This window comes from Kitasatospora sp. CB01950, from assembly GCF_001905465.1.
In the GTDB taxonomy this organism is placed as follows: Bacteria; Actinomycetota; Actinomycetes; order Streptomycetales; family Streptomycetaceae; genus Kitasatospora.
On the sequence record NZ_LISX01000001.1, the window covers coordinates 234,419 to 251,251 of the forward strand.

The following is a 16,833-nucleotide window of genomic DNA, read 5'->3' on the forward strand; positions in this document are numbered from 1 at the left end:
GGGCCCTGTTCCGTGCGGTCAGCGGCCGTTCACGGTGGTGTTGCCGGTGATCGACCCGTCGGTGCCGTCCACCGTCACCAGGTGGCGGACCCCGTCGGTGCCGAGCACCTCGACCGCCCACGAGCTGCCGCCGCCCTCCCGGCCGACCACCGACAGGGCGTCCGCCTTGCCGCCGGGCACCGCGCCGACCGCCTTGGTCAGCGCCTGGTCGGCGGGCACGGTCGGCAGCGCGGCCGGCGCGAGCTGCGCCGCCCGACCGCCCGGCTGGACGGCCCCGTCGCGGTGCGTCGCCTTCCCGCCGCCCTTCCGCTCGTCGTTCCGGCCGTCGTTCCGGCCGTCCTTGTGCGCCCCCGGAGCCCAGGGCGCCTCGGGCGCACCCGGCATCGGCTGGGCGAGCGTCCGGTCCCACATCGGCCGCGAGTGCTCCGGGTGGTGCAGGGCCACCCCGGCGGTTGCTGCGCCGACCCCGAGCAGCACCGCGACCGCCGCGCCCAGCGCCCACCGGCCACCCCGCCGCTCCGGCAGCCGGAACCGGCGCCGACGGGCCGCCTTCTCCATCCCGACCTCGGCCTCGGACTCGAACGGCTCCGACTGCGGCTCGGACATCTGCCCACCACTTCCCCTCGACGACCCGGGCCGGGACCAGTCCGCCGGCCGGGGCGCCCAGCATGCCGCCACCCGCCTGAAGCCAAGCTGAAGCCGCCCCCGCCGCCCGCCCGGACGCCTGCCACGCTGGTCCCCATGCGCGTACTGGTGGTCGAGGACGAACGGCGGCTCGCCGCCGCACTGCAACGCGGCCTGCGGGCCGAGGGGTTCGCCGTCGACATCGCCCACGACGGCGAGGACGGCCTCTGGCTGGCCACCGAGCACGACTACGACGTGATCGTGCTCGACATCATGCTGCCCCGCCTGAACGGTTACCGGATCTGCGCCCGGCTGCGTGCGGCCGGCGACGACACCCCGATCCTGATGCTCACCGCCAAGGACGGCGAACTCGACGAGGCCGAGGCGCTGGACACCGGCGCCGACGACTTCCTCTCCAAGCCGTTCTCCTACGTGGTGCTGGTGGCCCGGCTGCGCGCCCTGGTCCGGCGGACCGGCCGACGCCTGCCGCAGACCCTGGAGTTCGGCGATCTGGCGATCGACCCGGCCCGCCGCATCTGCACCCGCGCGGGCGGCGAAGTGCGGCTCACCACCCGGGAGTTCGCGGTCCTGGAGTGCCTGGCCCGGGCGGCCGGCGGGGTGGTCTCAAAGCGGGACATCCTGGAGAACGTCTGGGACTCGGCCTACGACGGCGACCCGAACATCGTCGAGGTCCACATCAGCGCCCTGCGCCGCAAGATCGACGCCCCGTTCGGCCGCAGCGCCGTCGGTACCGTCCGCGGCGCGGGCTACCGGCTGGCGGTGGACGGTGGTTGACCGCCCCCGCCGCCCACGACGCCTCCGCCACCGTCTGCACAGCCTCCGCCGGTTCCTGCCGCGCTCGGTCCGTGCCCGGGCCACCTTCGCCGCCACGGCCGTGGTGACGCTCGCGTTGGGCGCCAGCTCGTTCGCGCTGCTCGCCGTGCTGCACACCAACCTGGTCCGCGCCGCCCGGAACGCCGCGATCGAACAGGCCGGCAAGGTGGTCGAGTCGGCGTCCCGCGGACACCTGCCGTCGGTCCTCGCCCCGCGCGGCGGCGTCTCCGTCTGGGTGCTCGGCTCCGACGGCAACCCGGTCGCCGCCACCCCGGACCTGCTGGCCCGCCCGTACGCACCGCCGCCCGCCCCGAACGTCCCGACCCCGAACGTCCCGTTCAAGGCCGTCCCCGGCCCGGACGACGACCGGCACCCGCCCGGCGACCAGTTGCTGGTGGGCGTGATCTCGGACCGCCGCCTCCCGGTGATCTCGCTGTCCGTCACCGGCCCGGACGGGCCGCTCACCGTGCACGCGGCCGTCTCACTGCGCGACCTGGACGCCGCCCAGGACACCACGAGCACCGCGCTGGCCGTCGGCGTCCCGGCGCTGGTGCTGCTGGTCGCGGCCGTCACCTGGGGCGTCACCGGCCGGGCGCTGCGCCCGGTGGAGGCGATCCGGGCCGAGGTCGCCGAGATCACCGACCGCGACCTGCACCGCCGGGTGCCGGTCCCGCCGACCGGCGACGAGGTGGCCCGGCTGGCCGTCACCGTCAACGCCACGCTGGACCGGCTGGAGGACGCCGGCCTGCGCCAGCGCCGCTTCATCGCCGACGCCTCGCACGAACTGCGCAGCCCCATCGCGGTGCTGCGCACCCAGCTGGAGGTGGCGCTGGCCCACCCGGACCCGGAGCTGTGGCCCGAACTGCTCGCCGACGCCGTCGAGGACACCGTCCGGCTGCAGGACCTGGCCGCCGACCTGCTGCTGCTCGCCCGGTTGGACGCCGCCGACCCGGTCGCCGTCGAACTCCTCGACCTGGCCGACGTGTTCACCGGTGCCCTGGCCGCCCGCACCGCCGACCGGATCCCGGTCGCCGCCCGACTCGCCGACGACGCCTGGGTGCTGGGCAACCGCACCTGGCTGACCAGGCTGCTCACCAACCTGGTCGACAACGCGCAGCGCTACGCCGCGAGCCGGGTGGAGGTCCGACTCGCCGTGCAGCAGGGCCTGGTGGTGCTGGAGGTGGGCGACGACGGGCCGGGCATCCCGGCGGCCGACCGGGAGCGGGTGTTCGAGCGCTTCACCCGGCTCGACGACGCCCGCAGCCGTGAACTCGGCGGCGCCGGACTGGGGCTGGCCATCGCCCGGGACCTCGCCGGGCACCACGGCGGCACCCTGGCCGCCGAGCCCGCCCGCACCGGCGCCCGCCTGGTGGCCCGCCTGCCGCGGGCCGATCCGCCGGGGTGAGCGGGCGGGGTCGAGCGGGCGGGATCGAGCGGGCAGGGTGAGCGGGCCTCAGAACGAGGCGGCCGTCGCGACCTGTCCCAACGCGCCGACCCGGGCGAGCAGTTCGACGATCCGGCGCTGCACCTCGTCGGTGGTGGAGCGCTCGGCGAGGAACAGCACGTTCGCGCCGGTGCGGAGCCCTGCGCGGGCCTGCGGGTCGAGGTCGGCCGAGGTGTACACCACCAGCGGGGTGCGGTGCAGGCGGTCGTTGGCGCGCAGCCAGTCCAGCAGGCCGCGGTTGCGCTGTTCGATGCGGGCGAGGTCGAGCACCACCAGGTTGGGCTGGATGCTGCTGGCCCGGGCCACCGCCTCGTTCTCGTCGGTGGCGTGTTCGACCTGCATGCCGCGTCGTTCCAGGCTGGCGACGAGGGCGGCGGCGACCTCCGGGTCGGACTCGACCAGCAGGACCCGGGCGGCGTGGTTCTCGCTGTCGCGGGGGGCGAGGGCCCGCAGCAGCACGGCGGGGTCGGCCCCGTAGGCGGCGTCCCGGGTGGCCTGGCCGAGCCCGGCGGCCAGCAGCACGGGGATCCGACCGGCCAGTGCGGCGGTGCGCAGCGCCTGCAGGGCGGTGCGGGTGATCGGTCCGGTCAGCGGGTCGACGAAGAGCGCGGCGGGGGTCTGCGGGACCTGCGCGTCGACCTCTTCGCGGGAGGCGACGACGACCGGCCGGAAGCCCCGGTTCTGGAGCGCGCCGTGGGTGGACGGGTCGGGTTCGGGCCACACCAGCAGCGGGCGCGGGCCGTCGAACGCGGGCTCCTTGGCGGGGGCCAGTTCGGCGATCGGCCGGGGCGGCGTGCGCCCCTCGACGGCGCCGGGCCCGGCGGGCAGCGCCAGCGCCCCGCCGCCGTCGCCCGAACCGGCGGGCAGCGCCTGCCCGTTGACGGCCGCCGGGGCCGGGCCGGTCGGTTCGGCCTGCTGGGGCGTTCCGGGGGCCGGGAGCTGGCCGGGGAAGCCGCCCAGCGGCCGCGGCGGGACGAGTTCGCCCAGTCCGCTGCCGACGGGCTGCGGCTGCCCGCCCTCGGCCGGGGCCGGCGGTGTGGGCGGCATCGGGGGAACGGCCGGGGCGGCGGGCCGGGCGATCTCCAGCGCGGTGGACGGCTCGGGCTCGGCGGCGGGGACGGGCGGCAGGACCGTCGTCACCTCTTCCGCGCTCTCCGTGGTGTCGGCGGGCAGGGCCAGTCGGCGCCGCCGCCCGGTGGGCCGGGTCGGCGGGGCGACGGGTTCCGGCGGGCCGGCGGGCAGCGCGTTCTCCAGGCCGGGGTAGACGGCCGCGCCGGCGTCCGGGATGCCGGGCAGGTGCAGGGCCGGCGAGCTGTCGTCGGAGTCGATCGGCGTGGCCCGGCGGGCCCGCCGCCCGGTGGGGGCGGGCGGTTCGGCGGTGGCGGGCTGCTCGGCGGGCTCGTCGGCGGACGGGCCGGGCCCGAGCGCGATCGGCGCGCCGGGGGCGGCCTGTTCGGGCCGTGCGCCCCCCTCGCGGGCCGGGCGGGCCCGGCGTCGGCCGGAGCCCTGGGTGTCGTCGGCCCGGGCGGCCCGGGCGGCCGGGGCGTCCTCCTCGGCCGGTTCGGCCGGTTCGGGCTTTGACGGCCCGTCGTCGTCCGCGGGGGCCGCCTCGGGCGAGGCAGGCTGTCCGGGGAGGCCGGGCAGCATCGCGGTGTCGGAGTCCTTGGGGACGTGCTGCTGCTTGTCGGGCGTGCCGCCGTCGCCGCCGTCGGGGTCGAGCGGCAGTTCGACCACGTAGGTGGCTCCGGCGCCGCCGGGCAGGTCGTGCCGCTGCAGGACGCCGCCGTGCCGCTGGACGGCGGCGCGGGCGATCGGCAGGTGGACGGCGCTGGCGGTCTGCGCGGGGCCGCGCACCTCGATCCGGGCGACCTGTCCGCGCTGGGCGGCGGCCAGCACCACCATCGGCGGCTGCCCGGGGTCGGGCGCGGGGCCGGCGAAGGCCCCGCCGGTGGTGGCGGATTCGTCCTCGGCGCGGGTGGGTTCGGGCACGGGGGTGACGCCGCTGACGTCGGCGACCAGGTGGGCGAGCGCCTGGGCGAGGCGTTCGCGGTCGGCGAGCACCTTCACGGCGGCGGCGTGCACCGAGTAGCGGACCCGGCCGGGGCCGACCAGTTCGCCGGCCCGGTCGACGGCGAGCTGCACGACCTCGTCCAGGCCGACGCGTTCGCGGTCCAGCGAGGCCTTGCCGCGGTCGGCGGCGGCCTCGAAGCGCTGGTGCTCCAGCACGCCCTCGATCAGCCGGCCGAACCGGCGGCACTCGTCGGCGAGTCGGCGCAGCGTCCAGTTGGCCTCGGGCCAGAGCTGTCCCGCCGGGTCGGCGGCGAGCGAGTCGATCCGCCGGTGCAGGGCGCCGAGCGCGCCGCCGAGTTCGGACTCCAGCACGGCGGTGAGGTGCTCGTTGCGTGCGGTGAGAGCGAGTTCGTGGGTGCGGTCGGTGAACGTCATGACGGCGCCGACGAGTTGTTCGCCGTCCCGGACCGGTGCGGTGGTCAGGTCGACGGTGACGGGGCTGCCGTCCTTGCGCCACAGCACGGTGTTGCGGATCCGGTGCTTGCGGCCGGAGTGCAGGGTGTCGTTCAGCGCCGAGCTCTCGGCGGCCAGCGGGCTGCCGTCGGGCTGCGAGTGCTGGATCAGCGGGTGCAGTTCGCGCCCGCCGAGCTCGCTGGCCCGGAAGTCGAGGATGTGCGCGGCGGCCGGGTTGACCAGCACCACACGGCCCTCCAGGTCGACGCCGAGAACGCCCTCGGCGGCGGCGCGCAGGATCATCTCGGTCTGTTTGTGCTGCCGCCGGAGTTCCGACTCCACGCCGAGGCGGGTCGACAGGTCGCGGACCAGCAACAGCAGCAGGTCCTTGTCGGTGGTGGCGAATGACAGGAAGCCGTGCGCCTCCCCGCCGCCCTCGTCGGTGAAGTCGTTGCCGGACACCTCGACGGCGAAGGTGGTGCCGTCGGTGCGTCGGGCGGTCATCCGGACCGGTAGTTCAAGGCTCTGGGTCTCGCTCGCCGGGGGCCGCATCGAACCGGGGATTCGGCTGGGGTCGAACTCCGGCAGCAGGTCCAGCACTCCCCGTCCGACCAGCGAGGTGCCGGGTGCCTGCAGGCTCTCCACGGCTGCCTTGTTGGCGTCCACCACAGTGCCGTTGGAGTTCACCAACAGCAGTGGGTCGGGTAGTGCGTCGAGTATCGCGGCGAGGCGAGCAGCGCCTCGGGTCGGCCTGCTGCTCACGTCGACAGGTCTCCTCACGCCTTCGGGCCGCCGCTTCGACGGGCGGCTCTGGCTCTCCTCGGAGACTGGAGTATCTCATTCTTCTTTGCGCCGTGGACGACCCGGCCAGTATCGTTGTGGTGGTTGGTGCCGGAGCCTTCGGCTGTGGCATCATCGCAGTCGCACGGAGTGCGCCGGAGTCCCGGCCGCAGTCCGGGTGTTGGAGGCGTCGCCTAGTCCGGTCTATGGCGCCGCACTGCTAATGCGGTTTGGGCTTTACCGTCCATCGAGGGTTCAAATCCCTCCGCCTCCGCCTCACCGGGAGCCCCGTCGGTCACAGACCGACGGGGCTCCTTCGTTGTCGGCGACTGTTCGTCCGGTGGCCCCCGTGGCGGCCTTGACGGGGCCGACGGCAATCGATTTCGCCCCAGGTCGACGGTCATGTAATGTTGTCCCCGCACCGCCCAAGAGGCCAAGGCCGACGGGGCGAGCGCTCATAGCTCAACGGATAGAGCACTTGACTACGGATCAAGAGGTTGCAGGTTCGAATCCTGCTGAGCGCACCAATCTCCGCTCGCGGCTCCGCAAGGGGCCGTCCGAGCGCTCATAGCTCAACGGATAGAGCACTTGACTACGGATCAAGAGGTTGCAGGTTCGAATCCTGCTGAGCGCACCAGCCGAAGGCCCCGGGTTTCCACCCGGGGCCTTCGTCGTTCTGCCGGCGGCCCGAGCCCGGTCCGGTCGGTCCGGGGCGTCGCAGGCGGCGAGCTTGCGGAGATCCGAATCGTGCTCGAACAAATTGGCGGAGAACTGTGCGGCGGCATCGCTGCCGCAGGGCCGGACCGCGGCGAACCCGCTATTGGTGCGTGTGGAATCAATGAACGCACCGGTCGAATCTACTGATAAACACACCAATTCCGACACGCTGGCCTGACTGTCAGTCAAGTGCTCGACGTCGACGCCCGATTGATGCCTGCTTGGGCGAGTTGACGCCCTGCTCAGCGGGTATCCCCATGCTGCCGAACGAGTGGCCGCCGATCGGGTGGTGTCGGGCAAATTGACCAGGTGTCGCGGTATGACCGAAACCAGATCGTGATTCCCTTTTGTCTGATCGTCATGACCATTCGGGGCATGGCATCGGACCGCGAATTCGGCGGACGAAGATACCGAGAGGAGAGCCGGATGTGCCGACAGTTCCTCCACCGGGCCCCGGCCCCCGACGCCCGCCCGGCCGACCGTGACCGGCCCGGACCCCGGATCGGCCGGACCACCACCGCCCTGATCGCCACCGGGCTGCTCACCGGCCTCGGCACCCCGCCGGCGGTCGCCCAGCAGTCGCCCGACAGCTGGTCCGCCGAGCGGCGCGCCCAGCTGCCGTCCGGGCTGGCCGTCCAGTTCGACTGGGAGGCCGCCCCCGGGGTGGGCGTCGAGGCCGCGCCCGGCAAGCTCGCCGACCGGGTGGCCGGCGCCGCCTACAGCGACGGCATCCGCCCCGGCGACCCGGCCGAGACCTTCCGCGCCACGGAGGAACATCCGCACGCGGACGGTTCCTGGCACCCGCTCGGCACCCTGCGGCTCTCCTTCTCCCACCCGGTGCGCAACCCCCGCCTTCACGTCAGCGGCCTGACGGGGCTGGCCACCGGCAAGAACGGCACCACCGGCACCAGCACCCGGCTGACGGTCGCCGGCGGCAGCCCGGCCGCGCCCGCCCTGGCCGGCCGCACCGCCTGGGCCGGCTGGACGGTCGGCCCCGCCGAACTCGCCCCCGCCGAGGGCGGCGCCCGCGACGGCGACGCCGACGGCACCGGCACCCTCGAACTGACCGGCACCGTCAGCACCGTCGATCTGCGCGTCGACCGCCGCTCCACCGCTCGGGACGGCTCCACCACCCCGCCCGAGGCCCTCCGCCCGGCCTGGACGGTCACCCTGGACGAGGGCCTGGGCAGCGCCCCGCAGGACTACGGCAACGCCTCCCACCTGGTCTCCGACCTGTTCCTCGGTCAGGACGCCGCCCCGTCCGCCACCCGCACCCGGCCCGACCTGGCCCAGTCCGTCGAGCAGCCGCTGCTGCCCGGCCCGGCCGGGTCCGGGCCGCCCGCCGCCGACGCCGGCCCGCTCGTGCCGAGCGTGGAGACCGACGGCGGGGCGAGCCGCCGCAGTCCCTGGGCCAACCCGGCGCAGCCCCGGCCCCGGCCCGGCCGGGCGGACTACCGGGGGGCCGACCCGAGCCTCACGTTCCCGGCCGAGGCCACCGCCGGGAGCACCTACCGGGTGGAGGTGCCGGTCAGCGCGGGCGGCGGCCCCGCAGTCCTGGCCGGCTGGATCGACTTCGACCACAACGGGCGGTTCGACCCCGAGGAGCGGGTGCAGGCCGAGGTCCCGGCGGGGGCGCGCAGCGCCGCGCTGGAGTGGCAGGTCCCGTCCGACGCGGCGAGCGGCGACACCTGGGTCCGGCTGCGGCTGGCCCGCAGCGGCTCCCAACTCGCCACCGCCGACGGCTTCGCCGACTCCGGGCAGGTCGTCGACCAGCGCGTCGCGGTGACGGTCGTCCCCGCCGCCCCCGGGCCGGAGATCGCGCTGCCCATTCCGGGCACCGTCACGGGCGAGGTGCGTCCGGAGTTCCGCGGCGACGGCGCACTCGCCGGGGCGGGCATCGCCGTCCAGGAGAACGGCTCCGCGCTGTGCACTGCGCAGGTCGGCAACGACGGCGGCTGGAACTGCCGTCCCGAGGGCGCGCTCGGCGAGGGCGCCCACACCCTGGTACTGGCGGAGACCGGCCGCGGCGGCGTGCTGCACGGCGACCCGTTCCGGCTGACCGTGAAGACCGCCGCCCCGACCGCGCCCGTCCTCACCCTGCCCGCCTACAGCAACGACCCGGGGCTGCTGGTCACCGGCCTCGGCGAGCCGGGCTCCACCGTCACGGTCTCCACGGACGGCGGGGCGGAGGACATCGACCTGTGCTCCACCGGCGTCGCCGCCGACGGCAGTTGGTCCTGCCTGCCGGTGGAGAACCTGCCCGACGGCGACCACCGGCTCACCCCGCACGCCCGCGATGCGGCCGGCAACCGCTCCGACGGCAAGACCGTCGGGCTGACGGTGGACACCGCCGCGCCCGACAAGCCGCAGCTCGTCTCGCCGGTCGCGGGTGAACTCCTGCACACCGTCCGGCCGGTGATCAGCGGCCGCGCCGAGCCCGGTTCCACCGTCACCGTCACCGCCGGGCAGAGCCGCGGCGAACGCGCCACCGTGTGCAGCGCCGTCACGGCGGCCGACGGCAGCTGGTCCTGCACCGCCACCCACGACCTGACGGGCGGTGACGTCACGCTGATCGCCACCGCCACCGACCCGGCGGGCAACGGCACGGCGGGCGACCCGGTCGCGGTCCGGGTGCCCGGTGCACCGGCCGGCAGCGGCAGCACCGCCCCGACGACGCCAGCCCCGACGGCGTCGCCGAGCGCACCGGTCCCGTCCGCCACCTCCTCGCCGACCTCCACGGCCACCACGGTCCGGCCGAGCGCACCGGCCCCGACGGGCACACCGTCCGTGCCGTCCGTGCCGTCCGTGCCGTCCGTGCCGTCGGCCCAGAGCCCGGCCGCGACCGGTCCGTCCGCCTCCGCTGCCGTCTCCGCCCCGGTGTCGGCCCCGGCGAGTGCGGTGCCCTCGGTGCTGCCGGTCGTGGTGCCGACGGAGAGCCGGAGGCCGTCCGCTCCGGCCGCCCCCGCGGTGCAGGAGCCGGACGAGCTGGAGGTGCCGTTGCCGCCCTTCCTGGAAGAGGTGGTGACGACCGATCAGTCCGTCTTCGCGGCCCGCCCCGTGACGTCGGAGGGCGCCCCGGAGCGCCAGGTGCCCGCGGCGACGGGCACGCCGGCGGCGAGCCCCACGCCGTCCGGGGCGGCGCCGACGGCCGAGGTGTCGAGCCCGACCCCGGAGCCGGCCGCTGCCGATGCGACGGTCCTGCTCACGCCGTCGGACACCACGGACACCACGGCAGCCTCGGCCGCGTCGTCCGGTGCGGCGGCGGCCGACGAGGCCGTCCGGGAGCGGACGTTGGCCGCGCCGCCGCCGCCGGGCGGGGTGGCGGCGGTCGAGCGTCGGGCGGCGGCGACCGGGTGGCGCGGTCTGGCCTGTGGGGCGCTGCTGATCGCGGCGGGCTTCGGGCTGTTGGCGCGCCGGGTGCTCGGCGGTCGGAGGCGGCGCACCCGCCGTCACTGACGGTCGGCCCGACGGAGGTTCGACGGCTGCCCGGTCCGCCTTTTCCGCCGTGTGCGGGAGGGCGGGCCGGGTGTCGCCGGATTTTCCGACATAGCGACACACCGCAAGGCATTCATCGCATTTGATGATCAATCGGCCTAGCCTGTGGTCCGGCACTGCCCGTCAGCTCCGGGCCGCCCGTTGCGCGACACTCTGACCCTTAGGACACGTGCATGGACGTCACCCGCGACTCGTCGCCGCGATCCCGTTCCTGGCCCACCCCCACCGAGCCTCCCGCCGACCCTGTCGGCGCGACCCAACTGGTCAAGGCGGTGACCAACCCGCTGATCAAGGCACCCGCACCCGCACCCGCACCGGCTCCGGAGCAGTCCGACCGGAGCGAGCCGACCCAGCAGCTCCCGGCCGTCGATCCGGCCGCCCCGGCCGGGGGCGGCGCGGCCCACCCGACGGTCTCGGACGCCGCCACCCATCGACGGCCGCCGCGCGCCGACCAGTCGCTGCGCGAGCGTCCGGCCTTCGCGCTGCCGGGCTGGCTGCCGCTGCTGGCGCTGCTGCTCGGCACCGCCGGTGTGCTGCTGGTGCTGGCCAGGGCGGGGGCGATCCCGCACCTGGACGGCCTGCCGGACGTCCGCAACGCGGCCGCGAAGGCCGACGGCGGCCGGATGGACGACCGGACGATCGCCGCCGTCAGCGCGATCGGCCTGGCGATGCTGGTGTCGCTGGCCGGGCTGCTCTCCAACCCGGGCGGCGAGACCCGGGTGCTGACCCGCTGGGGCCGCTACCGGGGCACGGTGCGCCGCACCGGCCTGCTGTGGGTGAACCCGATGGTGCGCCGCCGCCGGGTGGACGTCCGGCTGCGGCACTGGCGCAGCGAGCCGGTGCACGTCACCGACCGGACGGGCACGCCGCTGCTGGTGCGGGTGTTGATCGTGTGGCGGGTCAAGGACACCGCGCGGGTCACCCTGGGCATCGCCGAACATGAAACGTATCTGCGCGAGCAGGTGCAGGCCGTTCTCACCCGAACCGCCTCCGCTCTGCCGTGCGACTCCAACTCCGCCCCGGGGCCCGCGCTGCGCGACGGCCAGTGGTTCGCCGACGAGTTGACCAGGGCGCTGGCGGCGGAGACCGCCCCGGCGGGCATCGAGGTGTACTCGGTGCAGCCGCTGGCCCTGGACTACGCGCCGGAGGTCGCCGAGTCGATGCGCCGCCGCAGGCTGGCCGACCTGGACGCCGGGCTGCGGACCGTCCTGGTGGACGACGCGGTGGAGGCCGCGGCGCTCGCGGTGCGCCGCCTGGAGCGCGCCACCGCCCATGAGTTGGACGACAGCGCGCGCAGCGCCCTGATGGAGCAGCTGCTGGTCGCGTTCGTCGCCCCGGCCGGGGTGACCGCCTCGGTGCCCGCTCCGGCCGTCCGGCGGCCGAGCCGCAAGGAAGGGAAGCCCGCGTGAAGCCGACGCTCGCCTCGATATCCACCGATCCCGCTGATCTCCCCGACTGGTCGGAGGGCCCGCTGCTGGGCTTCGCCGAATCCGACGGTGCGGCGCCCTGCCGCTGCCCGCAGTGCGCCCGGCCCGCCGCCGGCTCGAAGGCCGCCGGGTCGAGGGCCGCCGAGCGGGCGGGCCGAATACACCGCGCCGTGCGCTCGACCTGTCTGGCCACCACCGTGCTGGCCGGCGCGGGAGCCGTCGGTCTGGGCCTGGGCGCGAGCACCGCGCACGCCATGCCCGCACCGTCCGGCCCCGGCTGGGACGGTCACGTCTACTGGTTCAAGAACGCGTCCGGCGAGTGGCGCTACACCAAGTGGCAGAGCGTCTACCAGGAGCGCACCGGCGGCTCCAAGGGGCAGTCGCAGTCGCAGAGTTCCGGCTCCTCGGGGGGCATCCGGCAGGGCTGGGACGGCAAGGTCTACTGGTTCAAGAACGCGGCCGGCGAGTGGCGTTACACCAGCCACTACGACGTGTACGTCTCCCGCACCGGCGGGGGCGGCTCTTCCTCTTCCTCTTCCTCTTCCTCGTCCTCTTCCTCGTCGTCGAAGCCCGCGTCGAGCGGCACCGAGGCGGCGGTGGCGTACGCGCTGGCGCAGGTCGGCAAGCCCTATGTGTGGGGCGGCAACGGGCCGAACGGCTTCGACTGTTCGGGCCTGGTCCAGCAGGCGTTCCGCCGGGCCGGGGTGTCGACCCCGAGGGTGGCCGACGATCAGTACCGGGCCAGCACCCCGATCACCGCGAAGCAGCTGAAGCGCGGCGACCTGATCTTCTGGTCCAGCAACGGCCGGGTCTCCGGCATCCACCACGTGGCGATCTACCTCGGCGACGGGACGTACGTGGAGGCCCCCCGGCCCGGCAAGGACGTGCGGGTCTCCCATCTGAACAGCGGCTACTACCCGGACTTCTTCGGCCGTCCCTGACGGGCCGGCCGGCCGGGGTGCGGGATGTCACCCGGGGGCGTCAGTCGGCATCATGTTCGGGGGCAACCCGTTCGGGTCCTGCTCGGTTCCGCTGCGACCGGTTGTTCATGCGGGCGTCGTCCGAGGTGAGGGCTCCGTGCAGAGTGGGCGCGCAGTGGGGTCCGGGGTGTCGGCGGGGTGTCGGCGTTGGCTAGAGTCCCGTTCCATGGCTGACAACGACTACGACCCCGCCGGCTCCACCCAGATGTTCCGGGCGTTCGTCGACGAGGCCCCGGCCGCACAGGCCCCGGGCACCGTCACCACCTACGGCAGCAGCAGCTCCTCGTCGAGCCGCACCCCGATGATCGTCGTCGGGGCCATCGTGGCCCTGACGGTCGTGGTCGGTGTGATCTGGCTGGCCGTCAAGTAACGCACGGCATCCGCCCTGTCGGGGCCGGCCGGACACTCCGGGCGGTCCCGCGGGTCGGCGCGCCTACACTGGCGGCAACCGTCGCAGTCCGCCAGGAGGCCCCGTGTCCGCGCCGTCCGTCGAGACCGCCCGCAGCCTCGGCCTGGCGGCCGCCGTCAACGCCCGCGACCTGGGCGGCTACCGCACCGCCGACGGCCGCACCGTCCGTCCGGGTCTGATGCTGCGCACCGAGGCGCTGAGCCGCCTCGGCGAGCGCGACCGCGAGCTGCTCGGCGCGCTCGGCCTTCGGCACGTCGTCGACCTGCGCAGCCTGGACGAGGTGCGCCACCTGGGCGCCGACCTGGTCCCGGGCCTGCCGACGGCGGTGCTCCCGGTGGACGCCGCCGCGGCCCTCAGCGTGCCCTCGCCGGACGGGTTCGGCCCGGCCCTGCACCACCTGCCGGTCTTCTCCGCCGACTTCGACCTGTACGTCGACCTGCGGCGGGCGCTCGGCAGCGGCGAGCCGGACGCGATGCACGCCGTGCTCGGCGACGGCCGGGGCGCCGCGATGATGACGTCGATGTACCGCTGGTTCGTCACCGACGCCCTGGCCCGCTCCCGCTTCGCCACCGTGCTGCGCCTGATCGCCGAGGCCGACGGCGCGCCGGTCCTCTTCCACTGCACCGCCGGCAAGGACCGCACCGGCTGGACGGCCGCCCTGCTGCTCACCGCCCTCGGCGTGGACCGGGAAGCCGTCCTCGCCGACTACCTGCTCACCAACGAGCGCGCCGCGACGCGGATTTCCCGCGTCGACCCGTTGGTGCGGCCCCTGGCCCGCGCTGAAACGATGTACCTGGACGCGGCCTTCGAGGAACTCGCCCGCGGCTGGCCCACCTTCGAGGATTTCTGGCAGGACGGCCTGGGCCTGACGGGCGAGCACCTCTCGAATCTCCGGGCCGCGTGCACGCTCTAGGGAGCCCGACTACTCGGCCGTCAGGCCTGCGCGGAGGTGGGCGAGAGTCTTGGTGAGCAGGCGGGAGACGTGCATCTGGGAGATGCCGATCTCCTCGCCGATCTGGGACTGCGTCAGGTTGCCGAAGAAGCGCAGCATGATGATGCGCCGTTCGCGGGGCGGGAGTTTGGCCAGCAGGGGCTTCAGCGACTCGCGGTACTCGACGCCTTCGAGGGCGAGGTCCTCGTAGCCGAGGCGGTCGGCGAGCGGGCCGTCGCCGCCGTCGTCCTCGCTGGGGCTGGAGTCGAGGGAGCTGGCGGTGTACGCGTTGCCGACGGCGAGGCCCTCGACCACGTCGTCCTCGGAGACGCCGAGGTAGACGGCGAGTTCGGGGACGGTGGGGGAGCGGTCGAGCCGCTGGGAGAGTTCGTCGCCGGCCTTGGTGAGGGCGAGCCGGAGCTCCTGGAGGCGGCGCGGGACGCGCACCGACCAGCTGGTGTCGCGGAAGAAGCGCTTGATCTCGCCGACCACGGTGGGCATGGCGAAGGTGGGGAACTCGACGCCGCGGTCCGGGTCGAAGCGGTCGATGGCTTTGATCAGGCCGATGGTGCCGACCTGGACGATGTCCTCCATCGGCTCGTTGCGGCTGCGGAAACGCGCGGACGCGTACCGGACCAGCGGCAGGTTGAGCTCGATCAGGGTGTCGCGCACGTAGCCGTGCTCGGCGCTGCCGGGCTCCACCGCGGCCAGTCTGCGGAACAGCGATCGGGACAGCGTACGGGTGTCGAGTGCCCGGTCGGGGGCCTCGGCGGGTCCGGCCTGGGCCGGGATCGGTACGACGACGGACTCGATGACCGCACTGCCCTGTTCTGTCAACACGCGCCCACCCCCTAGTGACTGCCTGTCGAACGGGTGCCGCGGTACGGCGGTTCCCGACTGACGTGTCCTCCTGCTCAATACCGGATCACCGGGCCCGGCAAACCCGAACAGGCGGCTCACTCCTCCCAGGAGTTTCCGGTGCGCAGCCGGGTGAGGATCCGGGACAGCAGTCGGGAGACGTGCATCTGGGACATGCCGAGTTCGGTGGAGATCTGCGACTGGGTGAGGTTGGCGAAGAACCGCAGCATGATGATCCGCCGTTCCCGTTCGGGGAGTTGGACCAGCAGGTGGCGGACCATGTCGCGGTGTTCGACGTCGGTGAGGGCGGAGTCCTCGTAGCCGAGCCGGTCGAGCAGGGCGAGTCCGCCCTCGTGTTCCTGGGCGGCTTCGAGCGAGGCGGCGTTGTAGGCGCGGCCGGCGTCCAGGCAGGCCCGGACGTCCTCCTCGGGGATGCGCAGGTTGGCGGCGATCTCGGGGACTTTCGGGACCCGGCCGTGGGTGACCGTCAGTTCTTCCATGGCGCCGCTGACCTGGACCCACAGTTCCTGGAGCCGGCGCGGGACGTGCATGGTGCGGACGTTGTCGCGGAAGTAGCGCTTGATCTCGCCGAGGATGGTGGGCAGCGCGTAGGTGGGGAACTGGACGCCGCGGGTGGGGTCGAAGCGGTCGATGGCGTTGATCAGGCCGATGGTGCCGACCTGGACGATGTCCTCCATGGGTTCGCTGCGGCTGCGGAAGCGGGTGGCGGCGTAGCGGACCAGCGGGATGTTGATCTCGATCAGGGCGGCCCGGACCCGGGCGCGTTCGGGAGTGTCGGTCGGCAGTTCGGTGAGCCGTTCGAACAGCACCCGGGTGAGGGTCCGGACGTCGATCGTGCCGCGCGCGCCGGGGCGGCGGGCGGCCAGTTCGACCGGGTCCGTCAGCTCCTCGGCCCGGTCCTCCGGCGCACTGCTGCCCTGCGTCCGCACGGACACGTCACCCCTCCCTCGTGAATCACCTCGCCAAAATTTCCGGCAAAACCGGTCATAGCATCACAAGTCGCTCTGTGGCCGGGCAAGCACCCGACGGAGGCGTGTTGACGGACTGTCCAGCATTCGGCGGAGCGCACCGCGACCCCCGGCCTGCTGGGCGGGCCGGGGGTCGCGGTGGTCGTGCGTGTACGGCGGGGGTGTCGGGCGCTCAGACCTCGATGTCGGCGATCACCCAGGTGGCGAAGGCGCGCCACTGGCCGGCGGCGGCCTGGTGGGCCGGGTGGCCGAGGTAGGCGGCCAGCGCGTCGCGGTCCTCGACCAGGCTGTTGATCGCATAGTCGTACGCGATGTCCCGCTCGGTGGTGTTCCAGCCGCACTCCCACTCGCGCAGCTCGGGGACGATCGCGCCCAGCTCGTCGAACGCCTTCGCACCCGCCAGGGCCCGCGGGTCGTCCTTGGCGATGCCGTCGTTGAGCTTGAACAGGACCAGGTGCCGGATCACGATGCCGCTCCTCGCGGATCAGGAGGGCACGCCCCGGCGGGGGAGCGCCCCCGAAGGACGAACCCCGCAAACGCTACAGGGCGGGTCGGCCCGGCCTCAGCGCACCAGTCCGGTCATGAAGGAGCCGACCGCCTTGGCCGCGTCCGAGATCCCGACGAAGCCGGACTGCACCAGCTCGGCGGCGCGCACCGGCGAGGTGATGATCGTGTAGATGACGAAGATGACCAGAATCCACATGGCCACCTTCTTCGCCTGAGCCATCGAACGGGCCTGCCTCCCTGAGTCGGGCCGCCGTCCTCTCCCCGCACGGCCCTGCCACCCGCAGCTTATCCACCGGACGGCGCAACGGGTGAGGGCCTTGTTCACCTGGCAGGACGAAGGTCCTGCGCGGACAGGGCTTTCTCCGGGTGTGCCCC

The 16,833-nt window shown here is 74.3% G+C and carries 13 protein-coding genes and 3 tRNA genes; 10 read left to right on the forward strand and 6 right to left on the reverse strand.

Annotated features, from left to right (window positions below):
- Positions 1-18 precede the first annotated feature (18 nt).
- The gene (locus AMK19_RS01050; RefSeq protein ID WP_073807279.1) at positions 19-606 is read right to left on the reverse strand and encodes a PepSY domain-containing protein; all 588 of its coding nucleotides are present in this window, start codon (positions 604-606) and stop codon (positions 19-21) included.
- 135 nt (positions 607-741) lie between these two features.
- Between AMK19_RS01050 and AMK19_RS01055 the strand changes: the two genes are divergently transcribed.
- Positions 742-1,419 (forward strand): response regulator transcription factor, encoded by a 678-nt coding sequence (locus AMK19_RS01055; RefSeq protein WP_073807280.1) that lies wholly within the window; start codon positions 742-744, stop codon positions 1,417-1,419.
- The gene (locus tag AMK19_RS01060) at positions 1,412-2,863 is read left to right on the forward strand and encodes a sensor histidine kinase (RefSeq protein ID WP_241844189.1); all 1,452 of its coding nucleotides are present in this window, start codon (positions 1,412-1,414) and stop codon (positions 2,861-2,863) included. Before AMK19_RS01055 ends, AMK19_RS01060 begins: the two co-directional genes overlap by 8 nt.
- Before the next feature lie 48 nt (positions 2,864-2,911).
- Here the strand turns inward: AMK19_RS01060 and AMK19_RS01065 are convergent, their stop codons facing one another.
- The gene (locus AMK19_RS01065) at positions 2,912-6,127 is read right to left on the reverse strand and encodes a PAS domain-containing protein (protein WP_073807282.1); all 3,216 of its coding nucleotides are present in this window, start codon (positions 6,125-6,127) and stop codon (positions 2,912-2,914) included.
- Between the two features lie 201 nt (positions 6,128-6,328).
- On the opposite strand from AMK19_RS01065, the gene AMK19_RS01070 reads away from it, so the two are divergent.
- The 8 genes from AMK19_RS01070 (at position 6,329) to AMK19_RS01105 (ending at position 14,086) form a co-directional block, all read left to right on the forward strand.
- A tRNA-Ser gene (locus tag AMK19_RS01070) sits at positions 6,329-6,419 on the forward strand.
- A 177-nt stretch (positions 6,420-6,596) separates the two neighbouring features.
- Positions 6,597-6,672: transfer RNA gene (locus tag AMK19_RS01075), tRNA-Arg, on the forward strand.
- Between the two features lie 34 nt (positions 6,673-6,706).
- Positions 6,707-6,782 (forward strand) — tRNA-Arg (locus AMK19_RS01080).
- Between the two features lie 506 nt (positions 6,783-7,288).
- Positions 7,289-10,318, forward strand: a complete 3,030-nt coding sequence (locus AMK19_RS01085) for an Ig-like domain-containing protein (RefSeq protein ID WP_073807283.1) — start codon at positions 7,289-7,291, stop codon at positions 10,316-10,318.
- Between the two features lie 212 nt (positions 10,319-10,530).
- The gene (locus AMK19_RS01090) at positions 10,531-11,766 is read left to right on the forward strand and encodes an SPFH domain-containing protein (RefSeq protein ID WP_073807285.1); all 1,236 of its coding nucleotides are present in this window, start codon (positions 10,531-10,533) and stop codon (positions 11,764-11,766) included.
- Positions 11,763-12,725 carry a C40 family peptidase gene (locus tag AMK19_RS01095; protein ID WP_073807286.1) on the forward strand — a complete coding sequence of 321 codons (963 nt, stop codon included), beginning with the start codon at positions 11,763-11,765 and terminating at the stop codon, positions 12,723-12,725. The genes AMK19_RS01090 and AMK19_RS01095 overlap by 4 nt, the downstream gene beginning before the upstream one ends.
- 205 nt (positions 12,726-12,930) lie before the next feature.
- Entirely contained in the window at positions 12,931-13,134 is a 204-nt protein-coding gene (locus AMK19_RS01100; RefSeq protein WP_073807288.1) for a hypothetical protein, read from the forward strand.
- A 103-nt stretch (positions 13,135-13,237) separates the two neighbouring features.
- Entirely contained in the window at positions 13,238-14,086 is an 849-nt protein-coding gene (locus AMK19_RS01105; RefSeq protein ID WP_083646421.1) for a tyrosine-protein phosphatase, read from the forward strand.
- 9 nt (positions 14,087-14,095) lie between these two features.
- On the opposite strand, the gene AMK19_RS01110 is transcribed toward AMK19_RS01105, so the two are convergent.
- The 4 genes from AMK19_RS01110 to AMK19_RS36380 form a co-directional block, all read right to left on the reverse strand.
- Positions 14,096-14,917, reverse strand: a complete 822-nt coding sequence (locus AMK19_RS01110; RefSeq protein ID WP_241844225.1) for an RNA polymerase sigma factor SigF — start codon at positions 14,915-14,917, stop codon at positions 14,096-14,098.
- A gap of 143 nt (positions 14,918-15,060) precedes the next feature.
- A complete protein-coding gene (locus tag AMK19_RS01115) occupies positions 15,061-15,918 on the reverse strand; it encodes an RNA polymerase sigma factor SigF (protein WP_073807291.1) in 858 nt (285 codons plus the stop codon).
- A gap of 205 nt (positions 15,919-16,123) precedes the next feature.
- The gene (locus AMK19_RS01120; RefSeq protein WP_073807292.1) at positions 16,124-16,417 is read right to left on the reverse strand and encodes a Dabb family protein; all 294 of its coding nucleotides are present in this window, start codon (positions 16,415-16,417) and stop codon (positions 16,124-16,126) included.
- A gap of 96 nt (positions 16,418-16,513) precedes the next feature.
- Positions 16,514-16,654: a hypothetical protein gene (locus AMK19_RS36380; protein WP_198953198.1), complete on the reverse strand. Its 141-nt coding sequence runs from the start codon at positions 16,652-16,654 to the stop codon at positions 16,514-16,516.
- Between the last annotated feature and the right edge of the window lie 179 nt (positions 16,655-16,833).